Annotated in this window: 2 protein-coding genes and 1 pseudogene; 2 read left to right on the top strand and 1 reads right to left on the bottom strand. The window is 76.8% G+C overall.

Annotated elements, in window-relative coordinates; translation table 11 throughout:
• Window positions 1-1,485: NAD(P)H-hydrate dehydratase (locus ACXAHD_RS31920; protein ID WP_475055135.1), on the bottom strand; the 1,485-nt coding region annotated here is incomplete at its 3' end.
• 203 nt (window positions 1,486-1,688) lie between these two features.
• Between ACXAHD_RS31920 and ACXAHD_RS31915 the strand changes: the two genes are divergently transcribed.
• Entirely contained in the window at window positions 1,689-2,009 is a 321-nt protein-coding gene (locus tag ACXAHD_RS31915) for a hypothetical protein (RefSeq protein ID WP_281551852.1), read from the top strand.
• Window positions 2,006-2,508, top strand: a pseudogene (locus ACXAHD_RS31910) (alpha/beta hydrolase); the annotation flags it as partial. The gene ACXAHD_RS31915 and the pseudogene ACXAHD_RS31910, both read left to right, overlap by 4 nt.

Below are 2,508 nucleotides of genomic sequence, written 5' to 3'. Positions count from 1 at the left end.
CCCTACCCACAACCAAAAAACGCCCCCCCCTAGGTAGCTGGTTAGGTATTGTGGGGTGGGAGATGTGGAGAAGAGACAGGCGGCGAGCAACGAGCCGAGCAGGCCGGCCAGTACGTCGCCGGTGCCGCCGGTGGCCAGCGCCGGGGTGCCGGTGGCGTTCACGTACGCCCGTCCGTCCGGTCCGGCGACCACCGTACGGTCGCCTTTGAGCAGGACGGTCGCCCGCATCCAGGCGGCCAGCCGCAGCGCGGCCCCGACCCGGTCGTCGCCGGGTGGCTGGCCGGCGAGCCGGGCGAACTCCCGATCGTGCGGGGTGATCACGGTGGGTGCCTGCCGGCCGCGCAACTGCTCCGCCCAGCTGCCGTCGACCAGCATGGTCAACGCGTCGGCGTCCAGCACCACCGGCACCGGCGCGGCCAGCACCGACCGCAGCTCGGTCACGGCGTGTTCCCCGCCGCCCAGCCCGGAGCCGCACACCCAGGCCTGCACCCGGCCGGCGTCTGCGACCCGACCGGTGGCGATCACCGAGGGGTACCGGTCCAGCACCTGGGCGGCGGCGCTGCCGGCGTACCGGACCAGGCCGGTCGGCCCGGCGACCGCCCCGCCCACGGAGAGCACCGCCGCACCCGGATAGGTCGCCGAGCCGGTCGCCACCCCGACCACTCCCCGGGTGTACTTCTCGGCGGCCGGGGCCAGCGTCGGCCACCACGCCGAGACGTCGTCGCGGCCGGGCACCTCGAACGCGGGTGTGCCGCGCAGCCACGGTCGCAGGCCGATGTCGACCAGCTCTACGTGACCGGCGCGGACGGCGGCCGGTCCCACCATCAGCGCCGGCTTCAGGCAACCGAAGGTGACGGTGACGTCGGCTCGTACGGTGTCCCTCCCGACCGCGGCGGCTCCGGACCCGGTAGCTCCGGACCTGGCGGGGCCAGCTCCGGTCGACGGCACCGCGGCACCGTCGGGCACCCCGCCGGTGTCGACCGCAACGCCGCTGGGCACGTCCACCGCGACCAGCACCGGCCGGCCGCCACGTGCCGAAGTGAGCTCGCCGGCCCGGGCGAGCGCACCGGCGGCCGGCTCCCGCAGCCCGCCGGTGCCGCCGATGCCGACGATCCCGTCCATGATCAGGTCCGCGTGCCGGCCGGCACCGTCGGCGGTCCGACCGTCGGCCACCCGGCCGCCCGCGGACCGTAGCGCGGCGAGCCCGCCACAGTGGGCCCGGTCCGGTCGCAGCAGCCAGGCGGTGACCCGGGCGCCCCGGCGGGCCAGTCGGGCTCCGGCGTACAGCGTGTCGCCGCCGTTGTCGCCCGAGCCGACCAGCAGCAGCACCTCGGCACCGTAGACCCCGCCGCGCTCGGCGAGCAGGGTGGCGCACCGGCGGGCCAGGCCGGCGGCGGCCCGGTGCATCAGTGTCCCCGGTGCAACGGTCGCCATCAGCGCCTGCTCGGCGCTGCGGACGTCGGACACCCGCCACACCTGGATCATTCGCTTACCTCCGCCGCGCCGCTTCGTCGCTCACCGCCCACGGTCACCCTACCGGCGGTGGTGACCGGTGGGACGGTAACCGCTGCGCCGATTGTCCACAGGGTCCCCCGCCACGCTGTCGGTTCCGGATAGCGTCTGCCCATCGACGCATGCCGACGGAGGCGACACGGTGACCGGAGCCGACATGGGTGAACGGAGGCGACATGGGTGAACTGCCCGGCAACGACGTGGGCCCGGCCGGCGGCGGGCCGCTGCGGGTGCGGCCGGCCGTGCTGCACGACGCCGCCGACCGGTTGACCGGGCTGGCCTACCGGCTGGCGCACGGGCTGGCCGGCCAGCCGGAGCTGACCGTCGCCGCACCGGGCTGGGCAGCGGCCGACCTGCTGGTCACGGTGGAGGCCGCAGTGCACCGGCAGGTGAGCCGGGCCGGCGCGGACGCGGCCGCCACCGGGCAGGCGCTGGCCAGGGCCGCCGATGAGTACGACGCCGCCGACTGGCGGGCGGTCCACCGGCTGGCCAAATGATCACGTACCGGCAGCTGTGGCGGGCCGACCCGGCGGCCTGGCAACAGGCCGCGTACGGCTGGCGGCGCCGGCAACCAGCGGTCGAACGGCGGGCCGCCGAGGTGGCCGGGGCGGCCGGGGCACTGCGCGCCGGCTGGTCCGGGCCGGCGGCGACCGCCGCCGACACCCGGTTGGCCGGCCTGGGTGACCGGCTAGACGCCGTCGGCCCGGCGCTGTGCGTCGTCGACCAGATCCTCAGCCGGTACGCCGAGCAGCTGGCCCGGGCCAAGGCGGTGCTCGCCGACTGGGTCGCCACGGCGGGGGTGCTCGGTCTGTCGATCGACCGGGACGGCCGAGTCGGCGTGGACCCGGCGGTGACCCGCCCGGACGGGCCGACCCTGGCCGGTGCCCGCCGGGTAGCCGCCGGCGTCGCCGACGCGCTTGCCCTGGCCACCGAGGCGGACGTCGACGCGGCCCGCCGGCTCGACGCGGCCGCCACCGCCGCCAGCCAGGGCTGGCC

It is taken from the genome of Micromonospora sp. ABR4_055 (genome assembly GCF_056160425.1).
This window is presented reverse-complemented; position numbering and strand designations above follow the sequence as displayed.